We start from the raw sequence: 19,116 nt of genomic DNA, 5'->3' as shown, positions 1-19,116 counted from the left end.
GTCGTTCCGTGTAACATTTCTTTCGACGGGTTTAAGGTCGACATCGGCCTTTCCTGAGACGAGACAGGCGTAGCCTGTTTCACTGACCCGTAGGAGATCCGACCCATCTGGGTCGTAGACTACGGAGGTGAAAAATGGCAGATACTGATATCGAAGAGGCCGTAACTCGCGCCCTAGAGGATGCCCCTGAGCGGAATTTCCGCGAAACGGTGGACCTCGCTATTAATCTGCGCGACATTGACCTCAACGACCCGTCGAATCGAATCGACGAGAGCGTCGTACTGCCGTCGGGTACCGGTCAGGAGACGACGATCGTGGTGTTCGCCGAAGGCGAGACCGCGGTCCGTGCCGAGGACGTCGCCGACGACGTCCTCGACGGGGATGACCTCGAGGACCTCGGGGACGATTCCGATGCTGCGAAGGACCTTGCCGACGCGACGAACTTCTTCGTCGCGGAGGCGTCCATGATGCAGGACATCGGTCGTTACCTCGGGACCGTCCTCGGTCCACGCGGCAAGATGCCGACCCCGCTCCAGCCCGACGACGACGTTGTCGAGACAGTCAACCGCATGAAGAACACCGTGCAGGTCCGCAGCGGTGACCGGCGAACGTTCCACACGCGCGTCGGCGCCGAGGACATGTCCGCCGAGGACATCGCGGACAACATCGACGTCATCATCCGACGTCTGCACGGTGATCTCGAGAAAGGCCCACTCAACGTGGACAGCATCTACGTGAAGACCACGATGGGGCCAGCCGTCGAGGTGGCCTAGATGTCCGCCGAACGCACAACAGACGTCGTTCCGGAGTGGAAGAAGTCCGAAGTCGACGACATCGTCGAACTCATCCAGGACTTCGAGAGTCTCGGCGTCGTCGACATCGAGGGGATTCCGAGCCGGCAACTCCAGCAGATGCGCACGGAACTCCACGGCGAAGCGACCCTGCGCATGAGTCGCAACACGTTGCTCGGCCGTGCACTCGATCGGGTGGACGAGGGACTGGAATCCCTCAACGAGTACCTCACCGGCCACGTCGGCCTCGTGGGGACGAACGACAACCCGTTCGCGCTGTACAAGCACCTCGAGGAGTCGAAGACGCCCGCACCCATCAACGCCGGAGAGGTCGCCCCGAACGACATCGTCATCCCGGAAGGCGATACCGGGATGGACCCGGGTCCGTTCGTCGGCGAACTCCAGAGTATTGGCGCCAACGCACGCATCGACGAGGGATCCATCAAGGTCCTCGAAGACAGCGTCGTCGCCGAAGAGGGCGAAACGGTGTCGGCCGACGTCGCCAACGTCCTCACCGAACTCGGCATCGAGCCCAAGGAGGTCGGTCTCGACCTGCGCGCCGTCTACGCCGACGGCGTGCTCTTCGAGTCCGACGAACTCGAACTGGACGTCGACGAGTACCGCGCGGACGTCTCGTCCGCCGCGGCTGCGGCCAGAAACCTCTCGATCAACGCCGGGTACCCGACCGCGCAGACGGTTCCGGCGATGCTCTCGAAGGCCAGCGGCGAGGCCAAAAGCCTCGGCCTCCAGGCCGCCATCGAGAGTCCGGAGCTCGTGGACGATCTCGTGAGCACCGCCGACGCCCAGGTTCGGGCGCTCGCGGCGAACATCGACGACGAGGAGGCCCTTCCGGAGGAACTCCAGGACGTCGACGAACCGGCGGCCCAGTCTGGGGCCGCACCTGAGGAATCGGCAGACGAAGATACGGAGACCGAGCCAGCCGAAGACGACGAAGACGACGAGGATGACGACGATGACGAGTCGGCCGCCGGCGAGGGTCTCGGAAACATGTTCGGATAATACAACAATGGAGTACGTTTACGCAGCACTCATCCTGAACGAATCGGGCGAAGAGATCAACGAAGACAACATCACCGGTGTGCTCGATGCCGCCGGCGTCGACGTCGAGGAATCCCGTGTGAAGGCGCTCGTCGCCGCACTCGAGGACGTCGACATCGAAGAGGCCATCGAACAGGCCGCCGCCGCCCCCGCTGCGCCCGCTGGTGGCGCTGCAGGTGGCGAGGCCGAGGCCGAAGAAGAAGACGCCGAAGAAGAGGAAGCCGCCGAGGAAGAAGAAGCCGAAGAAGACGAAGAAGAAGAGGACGCCTCGGGCGAAGGCCTGGGCGACCTCTTCGGCTGAAGACGGTTCGCAAACCGCATACCACCATTTTTGCCGTCCCCGACCGAGTAGCCGTGCGGCTGTCGGCCGCCCAGACAACTCCCGGCAGGTTGTTCGCCGTATGTGCTGACCGGGATTTATGTGGCCACTCGGGGTAGGTGGGGCCATGCCTCACTGTACCGTGACGCTTCGGCTTCGAGACGCACCGACCGAAGCGAGCCTGTCACCGCGGGAGTATCGGCAATGACCGAACTCGACCTGCACTTGCCGGTCGCCGAACAGCCCAGCGTGGACCACTACGTCGACTACGCGGTCCACGGTGAGCGACACGGCTACGGGGTCGCGTGGGTCCCTGAGACGTGGGGGCGAAACGTGGTTCCCGTGCTCACCGAGATGGCCCGTGCGACCGACAGCATCGGACTCGGGCCGAGTATCCTCAACGTCTTCTCGCGGTCGCCCGCCCTCATCGGACAGACGGCGGCCACGCTCCAGGAGGTCACGGACGGTCGGGCCCGGATCGGCGTGGGGTCGAGTGGCCCGATCGTCATCGAAGGGTGGCACGGCGCCTCCTTCGAGCAGGCGCTCAAGCGCGTCAGGGAGAGCGTCGAGATCGCGAAACAGGTCCAGACTGGGGAGTCCGTCGATTACGACGGGTCCATCTTCTCGCTCGCTGGATTCCGACTCCGAAGCGACCCGCCGGAGACGCCGGCACCGATCGACGCGGCGGGGATGGGTCCGAAGTCGGTGGAACTCGCCGGTCGATTCGGCGACGGATGGCACGGCATCGTCCTCTCGCCCGATGGGATTGCCGACCGCATCGACGATTTCGAGCGCGGCTCCGAGCTGGGTGACCGGGACCGTTCGCAACAGCGGACGATGGTCTCCGTCGAGGCCATCGTCGCCGAGGACCGCGAGTACGCCCGCGACATCGCCCGTCAGCATCTCGCCTTCTACGTCGCGGCCATGGGTGATTATTACCGCGAAGCACTGGCCAGGCAGGGCTACGAGGACGAGGCCAACGAGATGGCGATCAAATGGGGCAACGGGGACCGCGAGGGTGCGAAAGCGGCCGTCACAGAGGAGATTCTGGCGGAGTTCGCGGCTGTGGGAACGCCCGAAGAGGCTCGCGAGCAGCTATCGACGTTCACGGACATCGACGGACTCGATGCGGTGGCACTCGGGTTCCCCCGTGCGGCGAAAAAAGACGACATCGAACGAACCATCGAAGCGCTCGCGCCGCTCGCCGAGTAACACCCACGAGCAGCCGGTCGGTCGCCGGTAGCAGTCGACTCCTCTCCTACCCGGCTACCTTTACACAGGAGCCGCCTACCCCAGCCGTGAACTGCGAGAATCGCAGCGGACAGTTCGGCTCCCCTGACCGTGGCTCCGGGAACACCACCAGCGTACCGGTACCCGGAGTGGCTCCATCGTGACCGACCGCTCACCACTCCCTCGCCGGCGAGTCCTGCAAGGTCTCGTCGGAGCGGGAACGGTCGCACTCGCCGGTTGCGCGAACCTCCGGGGTGCTGTCGGCGGCGAGCCGACCGTCCCCGACCCGCGGGCGCCGCCCGAGGGGCCGGCCGACGTCTCCACTCGGTTGCGTGCGGGGGTCCCAGACACCGACTCCACCGCCGGCGTCTCCGGATCGACCTGGCTGTACGACGATACCTATCCCGGGCCGGAACTCCGGGTGTCCGAAGGCGACGTATTCGAAGTCGACGTCCACAACGACCTGCCGGACGAGACGACTATCCACTGGCACGGCATCCCCCTGACCAACCCGATGGACGGCGTGCCGAACGTTACCCAGGCGCCCATCGACTCGGGCGAGGCGTTCACGTACAAATTCCGCGCCGAACCGGCCGGTACGTACTTCTATCACAGCCACGTCGGGCTCCAACTCGACAGGGGACTGTTCGGCCCGTTGGTCATCGAGGAACCGTCACCGCACGTCGAGTACGACCGGGAATTCACTGTCGTCTTCGACGACTACCTCGGACGCACACCAGCGCCGCTCTCCGAGTTCGCCAGCGATGGCACCTCGGACGGTGGCGGCACCGGCGGCATGGGCAGTGGTGGAATGGGCGGCGGCCCCGGGGGTATGATGGGCGGCTCGTCGTTTGCAAACCGACCGCCGTATCGGGCACTCACTGTCAACGGCGCGTCGTCCGAGTCGCCACCGACCTTCGAGGTGGACGAAGGCGACCGCGTGCGGTTCCGATTCGTCAACGCCTCGAGTGCGACGGCCATCGACGTCCAACTCGCCGGCCATCCCCTATCGATCAGCCACGCCGACGGCCGACCGGTGGAACCGTTCACCGTCGACGCTTTTGGCTTCGGGTCGGGAGAACGATACGACGCAGTCGTCGAGGCGAACGACCCGGGAACGTGGGAACTGCGGGGGACACCGATCGACGGCGACGAACCACCCGCGAGGGCGGTGTTCACCTATGGGGCCGATTCCACACAGTCGCCGACGGTACCGTCGTCGACGGGAACGCGGCTGTCCTACAGCAACCTCAGGGCCCGCTCGCCGCTCGACGGCGTGCAAGGGTCGCCCGATCGGACCTTCGACGTGACGCTATCCGCGGGTGATTCGGGTCAGTGGCTCATCAATGGGCAGGCGTACCCCGACGCCGACCCCATGTACATCTCCGAGGGCGACCACGTTCGTATCAACATGTCCAATCGGAGCCCGGTGCTCCATCCGATGCACCTCCATGGCCACTTCTTCCAGGTTGGCGATGCGGTCAAGGACACCGTCGTCGTGCCAGGGCACATGGGCCAGGTCACCATCGACTTCGTCGCCGACAATCCCGGCGACTGGTTCTTCCACTGCCACAACCTGTATCATCTGGACGCGGGAATGGCTCGGGTCATCCGCTACGTGGAGTGACTCAGCGACGGGGGACGTCGACGGCATCCCGGTAGCCGTCCAGCACGTCGAACCGGTCGCCCCGCCGCCGTTCGAGATAGGCGAGCAGCCGTTTCGCCCACTCCAGTTTGGCCCGTTTCTCGTCGTCGACCGACGGGTCGTCGAAGTCCCAGCCCGGAAAGCGCAACTCCGAGGCCCCGAGGTGATCGGCGACGAATGCTGCCCGATCACCGTCGGTGAAGCCACCGAAGTCGTAGACGCCTTCGACGGACTCGACCTGGGTGGTTGCCAGGACGTCGTCGAGGTCCATCGCCGGAACGAACCGTCGAAGGAGCTCGATATTATCCCCGTGCGCGTGGACGGCGACCGGGCGCCCTGCTTTCGTCATCGCGACGGCCGTCTCCGCGTTCTTGTCCAGGTCCGTCACCAGCAGATCGACGTCCACCCCTGCCCCCAGCAGGACGTCGGCCGCAGTCGATGCGGCGAAGACCCGGTCTGCGGTCGCGGCCACCGGAATTTCGTCTTCGAGGACGGACGCCCCTCCGGCGATGGCCACCGTCTGGTCCTCGAGGTCGAATCGGTCGAAGTCGAACGGGTGGGCGTATTCGGCCAGGACGTCACGGGCTCGTTCGTCGGCGGATCGGTCGTAGCCGAAGTCGCGTCGGACCTGCTCGTACAGTGGGATCCAGTCGGTATCGTCCATGGCTATGGCTCTATGACGTGAAGAAATGAAGGAATCCTGTTTGGGCCGGCCCCCGCGATTGCGTACCCCTACCCAATCGGGGCCCGGCTTCCATTGCCCGTTTTACCGGCATCCGGTATAAGTTTTCTCGTTGGAAATCACGCAACGGAGGTCCTCCCGCACCCGCCCCAGATCGCCGTCAGGCGCTTCGATGCCCTCGATGAGTGCCTCGAATGCGAGGTCGGGTCCGACCAGCAGGAGTTCGGTGGACCCGAACGACTGGAGGTCGGTCTCGGCGGCGGCGTCGTGTACTCGACGACGCTCCGTTGTCGACAATCCGCGGACGGTGACCGCCCGTACCGTGTGCCAAGTGTTCTCCGCCGGGGAGTCACCGTGTTGCCGAATGTGACGAGCGAGTTCGGCGGCGTTGGTGACGTCCCGTTCTTCGACGTGTTCCGTACGAATCCGCCTTGGAGCGAATTCGTGCGCCACCAGGGCGGCATCACGGGTCTCGGCGACGTCGTGGGTTCTGATGACGTGTGCGCCTCGCTCGACGGCCATGGCTGTCGCCCCGAGACTCGCGGGGAGGGCCTCGTCGGTGTCACGGTCGGCGATGGTTTTGAGAAAGTTCTTCCGGTTGATGGAGACGAGGATCGGTCTATCGAGCGCTCTGAACTCGCGGAGTCGTCGGAACGTCTCCTGGTCGTCCTCGAGGGTCTTCGACTCGGACCAGCCGCCGAAGGCCGGGTCGACGAGCGTCTTCTCGGTCAGGCCACCACGTTGCAGGGATGCGTATAGTTTGTCGACGTAACTGGCCTCCGCTGCCCATTGCGGAGAGCGTTCGGCGGACCAGTCGACGTCGTCGACGGCGCCCGGCCGTTCGAGGTCGGGTGGACTGGCCATTTTCACGACGGCTGCGTCGTGGTCCGTTGCGATGGTCCTCATGGCCGGGTCGGCGAAGCCACAGATGTCGTTCACCATATCGAACCCACGGGATAACGCCTCGTCTGCTACCGACGCGTACCGTGTTTCGATGGAGAAGACGACGTCTGCATCGACGCGGTCGATGGTCTCGATGGCGACCTCGAGACGGTCGCGTTCCGCGTCGGCCGAGAGCGTCTCGAAACGTTTGTTCGCGGATTCGAGGCCGACGTCCACGATATCGGCCCCCTCCGCGACGAGCGACGTCTCTACGTACTCGGCGGCCGCCTCGGGATCGTCGAAGACGCTGGGGTCGTAAGGCGATTCTTCACTCACGTTGAGTACGCCCATGATCCGCGGGGGGTGGTCGTCGCCGATCAGCAGGTCGCCGACTGCGACCGTATCCATGTACCAGCACGCGCGGGGACCGTACAAAGATGCCACGGTGCCGGTGAGACCCCCGCCGATCCGAGCCAGACTTTTGGTGATTCCGAGTACACGAATGGTATGGCGATCAAGTTCACCAGTACCCGCCAGGAGGCGTCGTTCTACAGTCCCCTGGAGGACTTCGAGGAGACGACAATCCCGGTCGAGGTCCGGGAGGACCCGTTGACGGGCAGTCAAACGCGTATCGTCCCGGAGAGCTTCATCGTGGAGGAGGACCCGGATATCGAATCGGTCGTCTCCGACGCCGAGGGGTGTTTTTTCTGCCCCGATTCGGTGCAGGACGTGACCCCCGAGTACCCCGACTTCGTCGGGATGGATCGTGGGTCGGTCGGGGAGGCGACGTCGTTCCCCAATCTGAATCCCTACGGGAGTCACTCGAACGTCGTCGTGCTGACCGAGGACCACTTCGTTCCTATCGACGAATTCGAACCGGATATCTTCGCGGACGGCTTCGAGGCAGCGATGGAGTACGTTACCGCCGTGTTCGATGCGGACGAGGACGCGTCCGTCGCGTCGGTGAACATGAACTTTCTCCGCTCCGCAGGCAGTAGTATCGTCCACCCCCACATCCAGACACTGGTCGACGACCGGGGGACCAATCGCCAGCGACGTCGACTCGACGCCCATCGCGAGTACTACGAACAGAACGGTTCTCGGTACTTCGACGACCTCCTCGACGCGGAACGCGAAGGTGATCGATACATCGGCCGGACCCGTGACGTGGAATGGTATGCGCCGTTCGCGCCACAACACCATCGCAACGTTCGCGGGGTCCTCGAGACGGAGCCTGATCAGATCACTGAGGAAACCCTCGAAGGTCTCGCGACCGGGTTGACGGCCGTCCTGCAGTTCTACGCGGACGAGGGTCTCAATAGCTTCAACGTCGCGTTTCAGCTCGTCGACGACGAACCGGCGACGCGGCCGGTCATCGACGTCGTCGCCCGGTCGGTCTTCGATCAGTACTACTGGAGCGACGCCACGTTCTTCGATACGCTCCACGAGGAGGGCGTCGTCGACGTCCCGCCCGAGGAGTACGCCAGCGGCGTGGCCGAGTTCTTCTGAGCGTCTCGGCCGGGTGCGGTCGCTATTTACGTAGCCGAACCCTATCGCCGCCCGATGGCAACGCCGGTCGTCGCCGTGGTCGATGCGAAGACCCCCGGGAACGTCGGGACGATCGCACGTGCGATGAAGAACTTCGGGTTCGCGGACCTCCTTCTCGTGGACCCACCGGAGTTGGACCCCGACGGCGAGGCCTACGGGTACGCCGGGCAGGCCCGGGAGGACGTTCTTCCGGCGGCCCGGGAAATCGACTTCGAGACGCTCGTCTCCTCGTATCACACCGTCGGGTTCACGTCGGTGACGAACGAGGACGACTCCAAGCACGTCCGCTTCCCCTATGCGACGCCGGCGGAGCTCGCGACTGAACTCGCCGGGGTCGAGACCGAGACCGCACTCGTCTTCGGCCGCGAACGGATCGGCTTGACGAACGACGAACTCGCCAGCGTCGATCAGATCTGTGCGATCCCCGCGAGCGAGGAGTACCCCTCGCTGAACCTCGGCCAGGCGGCCACGGTCGCTCTCTACGAACTCCGCGACCTGGCGATGGACGACTCACAGCTCCCCGAGCGGGCGAGGACCCGGGCGACCGAACGGGAGATCGAGGGATTCTACGACCACTTCGAGACACTCCTCGACGATATCGAGTACCCGGCGGAGAAACACGACAAGACGATGCGACTGGTGCGTCGGCTCCTCGGGCGAGCCCACCCGACCGGTCGCGAGATAGCGACGCTCCGTGGTGTGCTGCGGAAGGCGAGACGCCGGTTCGAGTAGTTAGCGTCACCCGGTATTGTTCATGCCCGCGGCGATTCCTTTCACGGTCAATCGGAGGGCCCTGCTCTCCTCGGGCGTGCGATGGGTCTGGTCGAGAAGCTGTACCTGAAGTACGTTGAGCGGGTCTACGAGCGGGTTTCGGCGCGTGAGACTCGCGTCGAACCAGTCACGTTGTACCAGTCGGTCCCGGCCGGTGATGTCGCCCACAGCAGCGACCGTCGACCCGTACTCTTCGGAGAGTCGGGGGGCAAACTGGGTTCGCAAATCGGCCGGCGCGAGCTGGGAGTACGCTTCGGCGATCTCCGGTTCAGATCGGGCGAGCGCGAGACTGGCGTTGTCGATGGTCGTTCTGAAGAACGGCCATTCGTCGTACATTCGCTGGAGGGTCTCCACATCACCGCCCGAATCGAGGTACGTTTCGACGCCCGTTCCGAGGCCGTACCAGCCAGGGACGATCCACCGGGACTGAGTCCAGGCGAATACCCATGGGATAGCACGGAGATCCTCGACGGAGCGTTCGGCCGAACGCGAGGCAGGACGAGAGCCGAGGTTGAGTTTCTCGATGACCGAGATGGGGGTCACACTCTCGAAGTAGGCCACGAACCCGTCGGTCTCGAGGAGGTCCCGATACTCGGTCTGTGCGGCCGACGCCATGGTATCCATCGCCGAGTCGTACTCGTCTGGGATAGATCTCGAGGCACCGTCGAGAGACTGCTGCCGTGCCAGCAGTTGGGCGTTGAGCATCTGTTCGATGTTGCGTTGGGCGATGGCGGGGGTGGCGTACTTTTCGGCGATGGCTTCACCCTGCTCTGTGAACTTGACGGCACCCGTGACGGATGCAGTCGGGAGGGCGAGGAGCGCCTCGTTCATCGGGCCGCCGCCGCGCGAGATGGACCCGCCCCGACCGTGAAACAGTTTGAGAGTGACGTCGTGGTCATCGGCGATCCGGGCGAGGTGTTGCTGGTCGGAGTGGAGTGACCAATTCGCCGCGAGAAACCCGTTCTCTTTGTTCGAATCCGAGTAGCCCAGCATAATCTCCTGGGTGCGGTCTCGGCCATCTAGCAGCTGTGCATACTGTTCGTTCTCGAAGAGCGTCTCCATGATTCGCCGTGCGCCAGAGAGTGCTCGCTCCGTTTCGAGCAGGGGAACGATCGACAGCGCGGGATGGTCCGGAAGCGAGACGACGCCCGCCTGATCGGCGAGAAACAGGACCTCGAGGACGTGACTGGCTTTTTCGGTCATGCTAATGCAGTAGGTATCGATGGCCTCGACACCGTATTCGTCCTGCCAGTCGGTGAGCCGGTCGAACCGCGTGAAGACTCGGGAGGCCGTCTCGGAGAGGTCGTCGGTCGCCGTCACATCCACGACCGGGTCGTCCTGTTCGATAGCGGCCGTCAATAGCCGCTGTCGCTCCTGTTCGGTCATCCCTTCGTAGTCGATACCCGACCGTTCGAGCCCCTCTGCGACAGCCTGGGTGTGATTTTTCTGGTGATCTCTGAGATCGAGACTCGCTAGCACGAACCCGAACGTCTGGGCTTGCCGACGGAGTGGATCGACGTGTGCCTTCGCGACCGTCTCGGCGTCGTTTGCTTCGAGACTGGCTCGGAGGAGTTCGAGGTCCTCGAGGAAGGATTCCGGCCCATCGTATCCCCCAGGCCGGATATCGTCGATTCTGTTCAACCGTTCGCGCAGTAGCGATATCTTCTGTCGGTATGGCTCGTCCTGGTACCGCTCGTCGAGGACGTCGACGAGGTCGGGAAACCGGTCGCGGTCGGCGGCCAGTGACTGTTCGAATTCCTGACTCAGTGAGAGGTGGCTTCGTGACTGGCTCAGCACGTCCATCAATTCGGAGAGTCGTCCTCGGTAGGCGGATAGCGCGATCTCGCGCTGTCGGTTGAGCGTCCGTTCGGTTACCTCCGGGGTGACGTAGGGGTTCCCATCCCGATCGCTGCCCGCCCAGGACCGAAATTCGAGGACTGGCGGCACGTCGAGGGCCTCGGCCCCATTATCCTCGAGTGACGTCTCGAGTTCCTCGTAGACCGTCCCCACGACGTCGAAGAGCGTCTCCTGGAGGTACCAGTGGACGTTCCGTGCTTCGTCGAACGGGTCCGGTCGTTCCGCACGAAGGTGTGGGGTCTGCCAGAGACTCTCGACGGTAGCTGACAGTTCTCGTTCGACTCGTCGCCGTTCGGATGGCGTCAAGCGGTTGGTGTCCAGGGTTTCGAGGCGTTCCGCGATGGTTCGAAGTTTCGCCTTGACGGTTTTTCGGCGGGCCTCCGTCGGGTGGGCTGTGAACGTGGGTTGGACGAAGACGTCCTCGAGGATCGTTTCGATCCGTCCGTCGTCCCTATCGAGAAGTTCCTTGACCGCAGTTTCGAGGTCGTCAGTGAGCGTTCCCGCTCGCCGTTGTCTGTCGATTTCCCGGATTCGTTGCCGTTCCTCGGCGAGGTTAGTGAGTTCGAACGACGTCGTGATGGCTCTCGCGAGCGTGATTTGACGGTCAGTCGAGAGCTCGTCGATCCTGTCGTGCAGACTGTCCCGTGAGGTCGTTTCTCCAGCCCGGTACTCCGATGCCAACCGCTCTACGTCTTCCAAAAGCGAGACAGCCCACGGTCCTTCCTGGGCAGTGAGGACCGATTCGAGAATCGAGTCGATCGATTGGAGATCCGCTTCGATATCTCTGGTATGTTTTGACACACCATACTGGAGAGGATTCACACGGTAAAACGGTTGGCCATTCACAATATTTGTCGATTCCACCCACCAATCACCCCCGACGAGCCGGTTCACTCGGCGCGGCGAGCGTACAGCACGATGGAGGTCATCTCCATTTTGGTGTCACCGGACTGATTGACCGTCCGCGAGAACGTCTTTACGATGCCACGGTCCGGACGGCTTTCAGAGGTGCGCGTCTCCGTGATCTCGGTCTCGACGGTGAGCGTCTCCCCCGGGAACACCGGTTCCGGCCATCGGAGGTCGTCGACGCCGAGGGCACCGAGTGCCATGGCGTCTTCCAGATGGTGGTCGACGATCATCCGCATGGTCATCGCGGCGGTGTGCCAGCCGCTGGCGATGAGACCGCCGTAGATTGACTCGGTTTCGGCCCGTTCGGGGTCGGTATGGAACCACTGCGGATCGTACTGCGTCGCGAAATCCAGTATCTCCGATTCGGTGACTTCGTAGGCGCCGAACGTCGCGGTATCCCCTGGCGAGAGGTCCTCGAAGTATATCGTCATCCTGAAAAAGAGGCGCAGGCCGGGACGATATAGCTGGTGGTTACACGTACTTCTCGAGGCTCCGGCGGGAGGGGAGGTGCACGCCGAAGCGGCGGGCCAGCGTCTCGCCTTTGATGAACGCGAAGCCAGCGAAGATGAGGACGAAGCCACCAACGGTGTTCGCGCCGATGAGGTCTCCCAGGAGGGCCCATCCGACCAGACTCGCGCCAACTGGTTCGAGGTAGCCCACCAGGTTTAGGTCGGCCGGACCGACTTCCTCGAGGAGCGCGAAGTAGAGCAGGAACGCGACGGCACCGGAGACGATGGTCAGATAGACGAAGGTCCAGATGGCGGTCGTCGTGAGGTCGATGCTCGCAAGCGACTCGCCCCGGAGGGTGCCACCGACCATCAACATGGTCGCGCCAGTGAGCATCGACCAGCCCTGGAGAGAGGTCAATGGAATCGTCGTCGGGATCGGGTGAGAGAGGACCGCACCCAGCGCAAAACTCAACGCGGCGACGAACACGAGGCCGACACCGATCATGGTACCGTCACCGAAGGCGGCCGAGGACGGTTGTGCGATGACGACGACACCCGCGACGCCGGCGAGGAATCCCACGAGTTCTCGGGAGTGCAGGCTTCCATCGTCGAGGAGGAGACTGGCGAAGACTGCGGTGAGGATGGGTGAGAGGCTCACGACGACGGCCGCGATGGCCCCCGAGACGTACTGCTCGCCGAGATAGAGGAACGCGTGGTTGCCGAAGATGAAGAACACCGCGAAGACGGCGATCTTCAGGACGTCGCGTCGATTGCGTGGGTACAGGTAGGACGTCGTCATCCGCGCGTACGCGATGACGATGGCGCCGGCGACGAGGTATCGAAGTCCAGCGAAGGTCAGTGGTGGGAAGTGATGCAATCCGATTTCGATGGCGACGAAGGCGGTGCCCCAGATGCCGGCGAGCAGCAAGAAGAGCACACCCGTCATCCGTGGGGTGAACCCGTCGTGTCCGAAGTCCATGTTATTAAATTCGAAAGTACCCATAGTTCTTAAAGTTGACTACAAACAAAACCATATTCCTTGCATGTATCCGTATACCAATCGGAAGATTTTGCAGCTACGTATCGGCACCTGGCGACCGCCTGCGGTTAAGTGCTCCCCCGGAGTACGACGTACTGATGGACGAACGTGACCTTCGAATCCTGAAGGCCATCGCCGAACTGGGGACCGGCAGTCCCGAACAGATCAATCGGGCAACGGACATCCCCGTCTCGACCATCCACTACCGATTGAACAACCTCAGACAGGACGGTATCATCGAGAACGACCTCTACGATCTCGATCTCGAGGAACTCGGACTCGGTGTGACCGTCATCGTCGAGATATTCGCCGACTACAGCGACTCCTACGACGACGTCGCCGACCAACTCCTCGACATCGAGGGCGTTACCCAGGCGTACTTCACCATGGGCGAGACCGATTTCGTCGTCATCGCCAGACTCCCCGACAGCGACAAGGTCGAACGACTGATCCGGGACTTCGAGGCGATCGACGAGGTCGAACGGACGAACTCGACGTTCGTGGTCAAACCGCTGCGCGACAACGAACCTGCGTTGCGTAGTTACAGCATCGAGACGTTGATCGACGAGTTGACGGCCGAGGATTAGGCTCGCCTCTGGATCTCCTCACGAAGGACGTCACTCACGAGGTCGCCGTCCGCCTTCCCCCGAAGTTCGCCCATGCACTCACCCATGAGCGCCGAGAACGCCCCCATTCCTTCCGCTTCGACCTGTTCGGCGTTGCGCTCGACGACGGCCTGAACGGCGTCGCGAACTTCGTCGGATCCAGCACTGCCGAGACCTTGCGCCTCCGCTGCCGCTTCAGCCGAAAGCGATGGCTCTTCGGCCAGGGCTTCGAGCAACGCCGGGACGCCCTCCTGTGCCAGTTCGCCCTCCTTTACGAGGGACAAGGTCTGTTCGAAGTGCTCGTCGGTGAGTCGGTCGACGGGGACGTCGTCCCGACGCAGCTCCGTGACGGTCGATTCGAGCGTTTGCGCTGCGAGCGTCGCGTCCACCCCACCGTCGACCGCAGATTCGAAGATGTCCCACCGTCTGCCGTACGCCACCTGCCTGGCGAGCCCTTCGTCAAGGTCGAACGCCGTCTGGTAGCGCTCGACCTTCTCGGTGAGCAACTCCGGCGTCTCCACGTCGGCCGGGTCGGGACGGACGGGTGGAACGTCGGTCTCGGGGTACATCCGAGCGGCGCCCGGAAGCGGTCGCAGGTATTCGGAGGTCGCGTCCTCGGTCGCACCCCGCGTCTCTTCGGGGACGCCCTCGAGGGCGACAGTGGCCCGTTCAGCGACGGACTCGATGGCCTGCTCGGCGATATCTGGGTCGTCGGCGACGATGGCGACCGCGTCGTCCGGTCCAGCGTCGACCGTCTCGCACACTGCAGTCACTTCCGCCTCGGTGACGCCGTACGCTGGCAGTTCGTCGGTGTGGAAGATGCCACCGGCGCCGTGGCGCTTGGCGTGATCGGAGAACTCCGTACCCAGCCGTCTATCCGGCTGGATCTCCTCGCCGACGACACCGTCGAAGCCGACGAGCGGAACGGCCCATACCTCGCCGCCCGCGTCCAGCGCTCCCCTGATGACGCCACTGTCGGTCTCCTCGAAGACGTGGGTGACGGGTTCGGGGTCTCCGACACTGGCGTCTCGCGATTGAAGCGTGTCTTTGATGTCGAGCAGGCGGACCTGTCGGTGGACTTCGTTTCGGACCAGATCGTCGATATCGTCGAGGCTCTGGACCCCCTTCATCTCCACGCGAGCCCCGTCCGCGATGGAGACGTTGACGTCCTGGCGGATCGATCCGAGGCCGCGTTTGACTTTGCCGGTGGACCTGAGGAGCATGCCGATTCGTTCCGCGGCCTCGCGTGCCTGGGCCGGCGATCTGATGTCCGGATCGGTGCCGATCTCGACGAGCGGGATACCGAGTCGGTCCAGACCGAATGTCACGCCTTCGTCGGTCTCTTCGATCCGTTTCGCGCTCTCTTCTTCCAGCATGATGTCCTCGATGCCGACCGGTCCCTCGCTCGTCTCGATCTGCCCGTCCTGGGCGACGAGCGACGTACGCTGGAAACCGGAGGTGTTGGAGCCGTCGATGACCACCTTTCGCATGACGTGAGCCTCGTCGACGGGGGTCATCTCCATCATCTGGGCGATCTCGAGGACCGTGTCGAGTGCCTCCTCGTCCAGGCGGTGTGGCGGTTCGTCGTCCTCCTCGACGAGACAGGTCGAATCGTATGCGAGATACTCGAACTCCCGTTCGACCTTGCTCTCTTCGAGTGCCGCATCGTCGATCTCCCCCAGTTCGCTCGCCGTCGGATGCAGGTACCGGGTGATACTCCGATCTGACGCCTCGGGTTCCCGGAGTCGTGTCGGACACGCACAGAACAGTTTCGTCGCCGTGTCGAGTTGCTGGTGGATCTCGAGACCGGCGACGAGCCCCAGGTCCTCGTAGTCGTACTCGCTCATTACTCTTCGATGCGCAGGCGAACGGTAAAAATCGTTCAGTCTCCGTCCGGCCCGATTCGCCGATCACCGAGTGCCTGCTGGAGTCGGTCTCGAATCGACTCGCGGAGTGCGTGGGCGTCCTCGACGTCGAGGTCGATGGCCACGGCGTCGCTGCCCATCAGGCCACTGGAACTGGCGGTGTCGACGACGACGCTGGCGATCGACCAGCGTCGCTGGAACAGCGACTGCCGTTCGATCACGGTCTGTACACGGAAGTCCGGAACGACGTGGGTCTTCCGTCGGAAGAATCCCGTTCGGGTGAACGCGTATCCCGGACCGAGCGCCCAGCCACGGTGGCGCCACTTCCTGTCGGCCGCGAACGGGACGGCGACCAGGAGGGCGAGTAGCCAGTACCACGGGAACGCCACGAGGTAGGTGGAGATGGCAAACGCGATGCCCGAGAGGCCGGCCACCACGAGCGAGTATCGCGCGAAGTAGCGCCGACGCGCGCGTTTCGGCGGTCGTTCGATACTCGGTCGCTCGAACGGTTCGATGTCGCGAGCGAGATCGTAGACGGCCGATTTCGCGGCGAGTGGTATCGCGGCCTCCGACCCACCCGTCGGTGTCGATCCGGGTGCGTATCCGGCGGTATCGACGCTGAGGCCAGCGTAGCGGAACTGCCGCATGAGGACGTTCTCCTCCACGACGAGTGTCTGTATCTTGTCCGTCGGGATGCTACCGTCGTAGCGCTGGACCAACCCGCGTTCGTACTGGAGTTCGTCGCCGAGTCGGTGGAGTTTGAATCCGTAGAACTGGACGAACGTCGCCGCTGCCGAGAACGCCCAGAGTGCGACGACGGTGGCCACCGCACCGAGGACGACAAAGATTGCCACGGCGAAACTCCCCGCGGTGTCGATATCCGGGACAATGTTGGGTCCGAGTGCGGGCGCCACGACGAACACCACCGAGAGGATGCGGGGATCGAACGAGAGGACACTCAACAGCAACAGGTCCTGATCCGAGAGGGCGAACAGCAGTTCACGTTCCTCGGGTTCCGCTTCGCCTTCCTCTTCGGTATCGGCTATCGCGGTTCGTTTCCGTTGTCTGATCTGTTCCTGGAGCCGGCGCGATTCCTCGAACCCGACGTAGCGGAGACGTGCCTCGGTCTCGCCGCCGCCAGCCGTTTCGACGCTGACGACGGCCACGCCGAGGAGCCGGGCGAACACGTCCCGCGAGATGTCGACGTTCTGGATCCGACCGAGCGGGATCTCTCGTTCGCGTCTGAAGAATACGCCCGACGTGATGTCGAGGGAATTCGCCGTCAGTTCGTACTCGAAGTGTCGATAGTGGGCGAACTCGTACCCGACGGCGATCGCCCCGAACAGGATAGCCAGTGGGACACCTGCGGTGGACGCGGCGGTGGGAAGGAACCCGCGGGCGACCAGGACGGTTCCCAGGACGCTCCCTATCGTGAACCCGGCGATGCCGGCCCCGAACGCACGGCCGACGCCTTCCAGGAGGATCGTCAGGGGGTGTAGCCTCATACGGCGTCCTCGGATTCGGATTCACCGACCAGCGAACGCAGTCGGTGTTGTAACGCCGTCGCCCGTTCGGGATCCAGGCCCGGGATCGCGACGTCTGCCCCCCGGGACCCAGCCGTGTACACCACGACGCTCCCGATGCCGGCGATTCGGTCGACGGGTCCTCGCTGGGTGTCGACGTGCTGGATGCGCACGTAGGGGACGACGGTTCTGACCCGGGTGAGTACGCCGCGTTCCAGGTATAGCGCGTCATCTTGCACCTCGAACCGCCAGATACGGTACCGGAGGAGGGCGTGACCGAGTCCGAGTGCCAGCACGACTGCGCCGACCCCGAATCCGATCCAGATCGAGCGGTCGGTCAAGAAGACGACGATTCCGGTCGCGACGACCCCGACGACGAGGGCTCTGGCGATGGCCCCGATAGCCCAGACGAACCGGACGCGGGGGTCGAGTCGTTCCATATAGTGAGGGCGGCCGCTTCCCTAAAGAAAACAGGGGGTCTTCAGTCGTCGCCGGTCAGGATGCCACGCTCGGTCATCTTCTCGGGGTCGATGACTTCGTCTGCTTCGTCCTCGGTGAGATAGCCCTTCTCCAGGACGACCTCTCGGATCGTCTTGCCCTTCTTGAGGGCTTCCTTGGCGACCTCGGAGGCCTTGTCGTAGCCGATGGTCGGGTTGAGCGCGGTCGCGAGCGCCATGCTCTGTTCGACCTGCTCTTCGCACTCCTCTCGGTCGGCCTCCAGCTTGTCGACGAACTTCTCGGCGAAGACGTCGCTGCCGTTCGCGATGAGGCGGGCCGACTGCAGGAAGTTGTTGGCAAGAATCGGCTTGTAGAGGTTGAGGTCGATCTGTCCCTCCGCGGCCCCCGCCGCGACGGCGGCGTCGTTACCGACGACCTGCTTGTGCACCTGGTTGATGGCCTCCGCGACCACCGGGTTGATCTTGCCGGGCATGATGGACGACCCGGGCTGGTTCTCCGGTTGTTCGACCTCGTTCAGACCATTGCGTGGGCCTGACGCGAGCAGTCTGAGGTCGTTCGCGATCTTGTTGAGCGAGCCAGCGACGGTCCGGAGGGCGCCGTGGGCCTCGCCCATCGCGTCGTGGGCGGCCTGTGCCTCGTAGTGGTTGTCCGCCTCGCGGTACTGGATGCCCGTCGTCTCGGAGATGTACTCGGCGGCCAGTTCGGGGAACTCGGGATGGGTGTTGAGTCCGGTCCCGACGGCCGTCCCACCGAGGGCGAGCTCGCGGAGGTGTGCCTTCGCGTTCTCTACGCGAACGAGTCCCTTCTCGATCTGGGCGCGGTAGCCACTGAACTCCTGGCCGAGCCGGATCGGTGTCGCGTCCTGCAGGTGGGTCCGTCCCGTCTTCACGACGTCGTCGAATTCCTCTTCTTTCTCTGCGAGGGAGTCGTGGAGTTTCTCGAGGCCGGGCTCGACGTCCTTGACGACGGCTTCGAGGGCGGCAACGTGCATCGCCGTGGGAATTACGTCGTTCGAGGACTGTCCGAAGTTGACGTGGTCGTTCGGGTGAATTTCCCGCGTCCCCATCTCGCCGCCGTAGATCTCGGTCGCGCGGTTGGCGATGACCTCGTTCGCGTTCATGTTCGAGGAGGTCCCCGATCCAGTCTGGAAGATGTCGACCGGGAACTGATCGTCGTGTTCGCCCTCGATGACCTCATCGGCTGCCTGGACGATGGCGTCTGCTTTGTCCTCGGGGATCATCTCGAGGTCGCGGTTGGCCTGTGCGGCCCCTTTTTTGACGATGCCGAGGGCTCTAATGAACCGTCGATCGAACGTCTCGTCGCTGATCGGGAAGTTCTCGACCGCGCGCTGTGTCTGGGCGCCCCAGTACGCGTCCGCGGGCACCTTCATCTCGCCGAGGCTGTCCTGTTCGATTCGGAAGTCGTCGGACATAATTCACCGTTATTCGTGAACCGTCGTAAAACCGACTGAACGTTCCCGGGG

Annotated in this window: 17 protein-coding genes; 8 read left to right on the top strand and 9 right to left on the bottom strand. The window is 63.7% G+C overall.

Annotation, left to right across the window (positions count from 1 at the left end; genetic code table 11):
- Positions 1 to 134: 134 nt before the first annotated feature.
- From HSRCO_RS08010 to HSRCO_RS07990, 5 genes are all read left to right on the top strand, one after another.
- Positions 135 to 773, top strand: coding sequence for a 50S ribosomal protein L1 (locus HSRCO_RS08010; RefSeq protein ID WP_259517099.1), 639 nt, complete (start codon positions 135 to 137; stop codon positions 771 to 773).
- Positions 774 to 1,811 (top strand): 50S ribosomal protein L10, encoded by a 1,038-nt coding sequence (locus HSRCO_RS08005; RefSeq protein WP_259517097.1) that lies wholly within the window; start codon positions 774 to 776, stop codon positions 1,809 to 1,811. It abuts the gene before it with no gap.
- A 7-nt stretch (positions 1,812 to 1,818) separates the two neighbouring features.
- The gene (gene rpl12p, locus HSRCO_RS08000; protein WP_259517096.1) at positions 1,819 to 2,151 is read left to right on the top strand and encodes a 50S ribosomal protein P1; all 333 of its coding nucleotides are present in this window, start codon (positions 1,819 to 1,821) and stop codon (positions 2,149 to 2,151) included.
- Positions 2,152 to 2,373: 222 nt separating this feature from the next.
- Positions 2,374 to 3,381: a TIGR04024 family LLM class F420-dependent oxidoreductase gene (locus HSRCO_RS07995; protein WP_259517095.1), complete on the top strand. Its 1,008-nt coding sequence runs from the start codon at positions 2,374 to 2,376 to the stop codon at positions 3,379 to 3,381.
- 178 nt (positions 3,382 to 3,559) lie between these two features.
- Positions 3,560 to 5,026 carry a multicopper oxidase family protein gene (locus tag HSRCO_RS07990; protein WP_259517093.1) on the top strand — a complete coding sequence of 489 codons (1,467 nt, stop codon included), beginning with the start codon at positions 3,560 to 3,562 and terminating at the stop codon, positions 5,024 to 5,026.
- A 1-nt stretch (position 5,027) separates the two neighbouring features.
- Here HSRCO_RS07990 and HSRCO_RS07985 read toward each other — a convergent pair whose 3' ends face one another.
- The gene (locus tag HSRCO_RS07985; RefSeq protein ID WP_259517092.1) at positions 5,028 to 5,708 is read right to left on the bottom strand and encodes a 6-hydroxymethylpterin diphosphokinase MptE-like protein; all 681 of its coding nucleotides are present in this window, start codon (positions 5,706 to 5,708) and stop codon (positions 5,028 to 5,030) included.
- A gap of 102 nt (positions 5,709 to 5,810) precedes the next feature.
- On the bottom strand, positions 5,811 to 7,016 hold the full coding sequence (gene folP / locus HSRCO_RS07980) for a dihydropteroate synthase (protein ID WP_259517091.1): 1,206 nt from the start codon (positions 7,014 to 7,016) through the stop codon (positions 5,811 to 5,813).
- A gap of 99 nt (positions 7,017 to 7,115) precedes the next feature.
- On the opposite strand from folP, the gene HSRCO_RS07975 reads away from it, so the two are divergent.
- Complete coding sequence (locus tag HSRCO_RS07975; RefSeq protein ID WP_259517090.1) at positions 7,116 to 8,117, top strand: hypothetical protein; 1,002 nt, start codon at positions 7,116 to 7,118, stop codon at positions 8,115 to 8,117.
- Positions 8,118 to 8,171: 54 nt separating this feature from the next.
- Positions 8,172 to 8,888, top strand: a complete 717-nt coding sequence (locus HSRCO_RS07970) for an RNA methyltransferase (protein WP_259517089.1) — start codon at positions 8,172 to 8,174, stop codon at positions 8,886 to 8,888.
- Between the two features lie 6 nt (positions 8,889 to 8,894).
- On the opposite strand, the gene ppc is transcribed toward HSRCO_RS07970, so the two are convergent.
- The 3 genes from ppc to HSRCO_RS07955 all read right to left on the bottom strand — a co-directional run bounded on the left by ppc (position 8,895) and on the right by HSRCO_RS07955 (position 13,121).
- Positions 8,895 to 11,585 (bottom strand): phosphoenolpyruvate carboxylase, encoded by a 2,691-nt coding sequence (gene ppc, locus HSRCO_RS07965; RefSeq protein ID WP_259517088.1) that lies wholly within the window; start codon positions 11,583 to 11,585, stop codon positions 8,895 to 8,897.
- An 89-nt stretch (positions 11,586 to 11,674) separates the two neighbouring features.
- Complete coding sequence (locus HSRCO_RS07960; RefSeq protein WP_259517087.1) at positions 11,675 to 12,124, bottom strand: MaoC family dehydratase; 450 nt, start codon at positions 12,122 to 12,124, stop codon at positions 11,675 to 11,677.
- Between the two features lie 40 nt (positions 12,125 to 12,164).
- A complete protein-coding gene (locus HSRCO_RS07955; RefSeq protein WP_259517085.1) occupies positions 12,165 to 13,121 on the bottom strand; it encodes a DMT family transporter in 957 nt (318 codons plus the stop codon).
- Positions 13,122 to 13,279: 158 nt separating this feature from the next.
- On the opposite strand from HSRCO_RS07955, the gene HSRCO_RS07950 reads away from it, so the two are divergent.
- Complete coding sequence (locus HSRCO_RS07950) at positions 13,280 to 13,768, top strand: Lrp/AsnC family transcriptional regulator (protein ID WP_259517083.1); 489 nt, start codon at positions 13,280 to 13,282, stop codon at positions 13,766 to 13,768.
- Here HSRCO_RS07950 and gatE read toward each other — a convergent pair.
- Genes gatE through HSRCO_RS07930 form a run of 4 tightly spaced genes read right to left on the bottom strand, consistent with a single transcriptional unit; the run spans position 13,765 to position 19,065 of the window.
- Positions 13,765 to 15,633 carry a Glu-tRNA(Gln) amidotransferase subunit GatE gene (gatE, locus tag HSRCO_RS07945; protein WP_259517082.1) on the bottom strand — a complete coding sequence of 623 codons (1,869 nt, stop codon included), beginning with the start codon at positions 15,631 to 15,633 and terminating at the stop codon, positions 13,765 to 13,767. The genes HSRCO_RS07950 and gatE overlap by 4 nt on opposite strands.
- A 35-nt stretch (positions 15,634 to 15,668) precedes the next feature.
- Entirely contained in the window at positions 15,669 to 17,156 is a 1,488-nt protein-coding gene (locus tag HSRCO_RS07940; RefSeq protein WP_259517081.1) for a PH domain-containing protein, read from the bottom strand.
- Positions 17,153 to 17,614, bottom strand: a complete 462-nt coding sequence (locus HSRCO_RS07935; protein ID WP_259517080.1) for a PH domain-containing protein — start codon at positions 17,612 to 17,614, stop codon at positions 17,153 to 17,155. Before HSRCO_RS07935 ends, HSRCO_RS07940 begins: the two co-directional genes overlap by 4 nt.
- 41 nt (positions 17,615 to 17,655) lie before the next feature.
- Positions 17,656 to 19,065, bottom strand: a complete 1,410-nt coding sequence (locus HSRCO_RS07930) for an aspartate ammonia-lyase (RefSeq protein WP_259517078.1) — start codon at positions 19,063 to 19,065, stop codon at positions 17,656 to 17,658.
- Between the last annotated feature and the right edge of the window lie 51 nt (positions 19,066 to 19,116).

It is taken from the genome of Halanaeroarchaeum sp. HSR-CO, from assembly GCF_024972755.1.
In the GTDB taxonomy this organism is placed as follows: domain Archaea; phylum Halobacteriota; class Halobacteria; order Halobacteriales; family Halobacteriaceae; genus Halanaeroarchaeum.
Note: the sequence above shows the minus strand (reverse complement) of the source record. Positions and strands in the feature narration are given on the sequence as shown.

What these genes read in the sequence shown, in the direction of transcription:
- HSRCO_RS07960 (WP_259517087.1), bottom strand. Translation starts at nt 12,124, where the DNA reads ATGACGATATACTTCGAGGACCTCTCGCCAGGGGATACCGCGACGTTC.
- HSRCO_RS07955 (WP_259517085.1), bottom strand. Translation starts at nt 13,121, where the DNA reads ATGGACTTCGGACACGACGGGTTCACCCCACGGATGACGGGTGTGCTC.
- HSRCO_RS07985 (WP_259517092.1), bottom strand. Translation starts at nt 5,708, where the DNA reads ATGGACGATACCGACTGGATCCCACTGTACGAGCAGGTCCGACGCGAC.
- HSRCO_RS07950 (WP_259517083.1), top strand. Translation starts at nt 13,280, where the DNA reads ATGGACGAACGTGACCTTCGAATCCTGAAGGCCATCGCCGAACTGGGG.
- HSRCO_RS07970 (WP_259517089.1), top strand. Translation starts at nt 8,172, where the DNA reads ATGGCAACGCCGGTCGTCGCCGTGGTCGATGCGAAGACCCCCGGGAAC.
- HSRCO_RS07930 (WP_259517078.1), bottom strand. Translation starts at nt 19,065, where the DNA reads ATGTCCGACGACTTCCGAATCGAACAGGACAGCCTCGGCGAGATGAAG.
- HSRCO_RS08005 (WP_259517097.1), top strand. Translation starts at nt 774, where the DNA reads ATGTCCGCCGAACGCACAACAGACGTCGTTCCGGAGTGGAAGAAGTCC.
- rpl12p (WP_259517096.1), top strand. Translation starts at nt 1,819, where the DNA reads ATGGAGTACGTTTACGCAGCACTCATCCTGAACGAATCGGGCGAAGAG.
- HSRCO_RS08010 (WP_259517099.1), top strand. Translation starts at nt 135, where the DNA reads ATGGCAGATACTGATATCGAAGAGGCCGTAACTCGCGCCCTAGAGGAT.
- HSRCO_RS07975 (WP_259517090.1), top strand. Translation starts at nt 7,116, where the DNA reads ATGGCGATCAAGTTCACCAGTACCCGCCAGGAGGCGTCGTTCTACAGT.
- folP (WP_259517091.1), bottom strand. Translation starts at nt 7,016, where the DNA reads ATGGATACGGTCGCAGTCGGCGACCTGCTGATCGGCGACGACCACCCC.
- HSRCO_RS07995 (WP_259517095.1), top strand. Translation starts at nt 2,374, where the DNA reads ATGACCGAACTCGACCTGCACTTGCCGGTCGCCGAACAGCCCAGCGTG.
- HSRCO_RS07935 (WP_259517080.1), bottom strand. Translation starts at nt 17,614, where the DNA reads ATGGAACGACTCGACCCCCGCGTCCGGTTCGTCTGGGCTATCGGGGCC.
- HSRCO_RS07940 (WP_259517081.1), bottom strand. Translation starts at nt 17,156, where the DNA reads ATGAGGCTACACCCCCTGACGATCCTCCTGGAAGGCGTCGGCCGTGCG.
- gatE (WP_259517082.1), bottom strand. Translation starts at nt 15,633, where the DNA reads ATGAGCGAGTACGACTACGAGGACCTGGGGCTCGTCGCCGGTCTCGAG.